At 69.9% G+C, this 3545-nt stretch carries 4 protein-coding genes; 1 reads left to right on the top strand and 3 read right to left on the bottom strand.

The genetic code is table 11. The annotated features are described in order from the left end of the window. Positions 1–82 precede the first annotated feature (82 nt). On the top strand, positions 83–1231 hold the full coding sequence (locus VFF46_RS21740) for a Dyp-type peroxidase (protein WP_325039015.1): 1149 nt from the start codon (positions 83–85) through the stop codon (positions 1229–1231). Here the strand turns inward: VFF46_RS21740 and VFF46_RS21735 are convergent. The 3 genes from VFF46_RS21735 to VFF46_RS21725 all read right to left on the bottom strand — a co-directional run. Further along, a complete protein-coding gene (locus tag VFF46_RS21735) occupies positions 1228–2805 on the bottom strand; it encodes a helix-turn-helix transcriptional regulator (protein WP_325039014.1) in 1578 nt (525 codons plus the stop codon). The two genes, VFF46_RS21740 and VFF46_RS21735, sit on opposite strands and share 4 nt — an antisense overlap. Positions 2806–2942: 137 nt before the next feature. Continuing rightward, positions 2943–3275 carry a chorismate mutase gene (locus VFF46_RS21730; protein WP_325039013.1) on the bottom strand — a complete coding sequence of 111 codons (333 nt, stop codon included), beginning with the start codon at positions 3273–3275 and terminating at the stop codon, positions 2943–2945. 78 nt (positions 3276–3353) lie between these two features. Beyond that, positions 3354–3545 (bottom strand): acyl-CoA dehydrogenase family protein (locus tag VFF46_RS21725; RefSeq protein WP_325039012.1); only part of this gene is annotated, 192 nt, incomplete at its 5' end.

Raw genomic sequence — 3545 nt, 5'->3', positions numbered from 1 at the left:
GCAACCTCCACGTGACATGGCGGAAAGTGTGGCACGGACGACCGATTCGCGAGTACTGCGGGTGATGTGGCACTCTCGCTCCGTGATCCGAGCCGACGACCGCCCGTCACGTCGCACCCTCCTCGGCGCCGCCTCCGCCGCGGTCCTGACCGCCGGCTGCTCCGCAACCTCAGACCAGCCGCCCGCAACTCCGGTCGCCGCCCAGGCGATCCCGCCGACCGGCAAGTACCAGGCCGGCATCACCACCCCTCGCACCCCACAACCCAACCTGCTGGCAATCATCGCCGACCTCCCCTCATCCGCCGTTCCGCCTGCCTCCGCCGTCGGGCGGTTGCTTGCGGAGCTCGGGGAGACGATTGTCGCGCTGACCACCGGCACCTCAGCACGACTGCTCGGCCTCGCCCCCGGCGACCTCACCGTCACGGTCGGCGTCGGTCCACGACTCGTGCGAATGGCCGGCCACACCCTCCCCGGCGCAACCGACCTACCGCCCTTCCCCCACGAGCAGATTGCCCCGAAAGCACGCGGCGGCGACGTACTCCTGCAACTCTGCGCCACCGACCCCCTCGTCCTCTCCGTAGCGGCCGCTGCCCTCCTCGACCGAGCCGGCGACCGCCTACAGGAACGCTGGCGCCAGTCCGCCCGACGCGGCCCCGCCGTACCGGTCGCCGACGGACTCACCGCACCCCGCAACCAGCTGGGATTCGTCGACGGCATCGTCGGCCCGCACACCGCCGAGGAGCAACAGCGCAACCTCTGGCTGGACGGCCCGGCCCCGGTCGCCGGCGGCACCATCGCCGTACTCCGCCGCATGGAACTGGACCTCGGCCGCTTCGCCGCCCTCTCCACCGCGGCCCAGGAAGCCGTGATGGGCCGCCACCGCGACAGCGGGATCCCGTTGTCCGGCGGAGTTGTTGCCGACGGCCCCGATCTCGGCGCGAAGACCCCCGACGGGCGGTACGTCGTACCGGCCGGCGCGCACGCCCGTCGCGCCCACGCGGCCGTGGTCGGTGTCGGCCTGATGCTCCGCCGTTCCTACAGCATCGACGAACCGGCCGCCGGCCTGCTGTTCGTCAGCTTCCAGAACGACCTGCGGACCTTCACCGCAACACTGACACACATGGGTAACGGCGACGCTTTGCTCCCGTTCACGACAACGACCGCCAGCGCGACGTTCCTGATCATTCCCGGGTTCGATCCGCAGCGTCCGTTGGGCAGCACGCTCTTCTAGAGCAGGCCGAGTTCGTACGCGCGCAGCACCGCATCCTCACGACTGGAAGCGCCGAGTTTGCGGTAGACACTCTTCACCTGGGTACGCACGGTATTCACGGAAACCACCAGTTTCCCGGCGATTTCCGGCGTACTCCCACCCGCGTCCAGCTCGGTGAGTACGGCGTGTTCCCGGCTGGTCAGCTCCACCAGATCCAGGCGATCCGGGAATACCCCGGGCGCCCGCGCGAGGCGTTCGCGGGCCTCGTCGGTCAACGGAAAGTCCTTGATTTCCTGGATTTCCGCGCGTTCGGCCGGTGCCAGCGAGGCCAGCGACAACACCTCGTCCGGCGCCCGCAGCCGATCGGTCAGGTCCGCGGCGGCCCGTGCCTCCGGTACGTCGCCCATCCGCAACGCCGCGATCGCCTTGAGCAGAAGGAGTTGCCGCAGATCCCGGTACGACGTGACCGTGCCCCAGGACAGGCGGGACGCGAGCGCGCGGACCGCGGCGTACTCGCCGTTGAGGAACCGGATCCGCGCGGTCGGGAGGGTCAGCCACGGCTCGTTCGCACCGGTTTCCTTGATGAGCCGCAACGCCCGTGTTCCTTGGCCGGTCGCGGTCAGCAGGTCGATCCACGCGCGCCGCAGTACCTGCGAGGCCGCGGTGAGTTCGGTGAGCTCCGGCGCATGACTGAGCCGGAGCGTGCCGAGATGCGCGAGCGCCGCCGCCTGGTCGCCGCGGTACAGCCCGTGCGCGAACACCAGCGCGGCCGCGAACGGCCACACCTCGATCCGCCGGGTGCCGTCGCCGATGATCTCCAGCCGGCTCGCGAGTTCGGTGTCGTCGTACCGGTCGAGGGCGTCCCAGCCCTCGGCGATCGATCCGCCGACCGTGAGCAGGAACCGGACCCGCTGCGACGGCGCCTCGAACTCCCGCATCCGTTGCAGCCATTGCCGCGCGGGACCGGCGTGGCCGAGATTCGCGAAGATCATCGCGAGGTTCGCGGCGGCGTTCAGGGCGGTCCCGGCAGTTGGCGGCTCGAGCGTCGCGAGTTCGTACGCGTGCCGGTACAGCTCGACCGCGGCGGGCAGGTCGTCCATCAACGTACGAGTCAGCCCACGCTGCAACGGCAACCAGCCCGGCCGCCACCCACTGTCCACCCCCGGCAGCGGGCTGAGCTGCGCGGCCCGCGCACTGAGCCGCTGCCCCAGCTCCTCCGCCTCGACACATCGCCCCTGCTCCCGCAGCGCGATCATCGCCGCGACACCGACCGTCGTCAGCGTCGCCACCGACGTCTCACTGTCGATGTCCATCGACGCGGCGAGCCGGGTCCCGAGCTCGGTGTAGTGCCGCAGGAACGGCCGCAGCTCGCTGGCATCCGGCTGCGTGGCCGCGTAGTACACACTCAGCCACGACATCATCAGCCGCGGCCGCGCCCGCAACTCGTCGTCCGGCACGAGCGTCAGCACGTCCAGCAACCGCGCGGCCAGCTCGCCGTCCACCGAGAGCAGATGCTGGTCACACACGACCTGCAACGCGTCCCAGTCCCGCTCCGCCGCGATCCTCCCCAACGCCTCCGGCAGCCCGGCCGACACACGACGAGCGACCTGGGCACCACATGGCACCAACTTCTGGTCCTTCCACCCCGGGCAGTCACAGACTGCACGCGCAGATCATGCCGCATCCGGAGAGTTCCCTCAGAATCACCCAGCGTGTCGTTGCCGGGAGGGAATCAGCTTCTGGTGGCTTCGGCGATCTGCTCGTGGTGGCGGATGACCTCGCTGATGATGAAGCCGAGGAGCTTCTCGGCGAAGGCCGGGTCGAGCTTGGCGGTCTCGGCGAGGGTCCGCAGCCGGGCGATCTGCCGGGCCTCGCGCGCCGGATCCCCCGGCGGCAGGGCGTGCTCGGCCTTCAGCCGTCCGACCCGCTGCGTGTACTTGAAGCGTTCGGCAAGGATGTGGACCAGCGCCGCGTCGATGTTGTCGATGCTGTCCCGAAGACTCTCCAGCTCGGCCCGAACCGCCGGGTCGACCTCACGCCGCGGAGCGGCATCACTCGTGGCCATGCCGGCGATCGTATATCGCCCCCGCTACCACGGGGTTCGCGATCAGCGCTGGGCCTCGGCCACCACCCGCACCGGCCCTCAGTTGAGGCCCTTCAGGAGTTGGCGGGCCATGACGATGCGCTGGACCTGGTTGGTGCCTTCGTAGATCTGGGTGATCTTGGCGTCGCGCATCATGCGTTCGACCGGGTAGTCGTGGGTGTAGCCGTAGCCGCCGAGGAGTTGGACGGCGTCGGTGGTGACGGCCATCGCGGTGTCGGAGGCGAAGCACTT

The organism is Kribbella sp. (genome assembly GCF_035655035.1).
In the GTDB taxonomy this organism is placed as follows: domain Bacteria; phylum Actinomycetota; class Actinomycetes; order Propionibacteriales; family Kribbellaceae; genus Kribbella.
Note: the sequence above shows the minus strand (reverse complement) of the source record. Positions and strands in the feature narration are given on the sequence as shown.

What these genes read in the sequence shown, in the direction of transcription:
- VFF46_RS21730 (WP_325039013.1), bottom strand. Translation starts at nt 3,275, where the DNA reads ATGGCCACGAGTGATGCCGCTCCGCGGCGTGAGGTCGACCCGGCGGTT.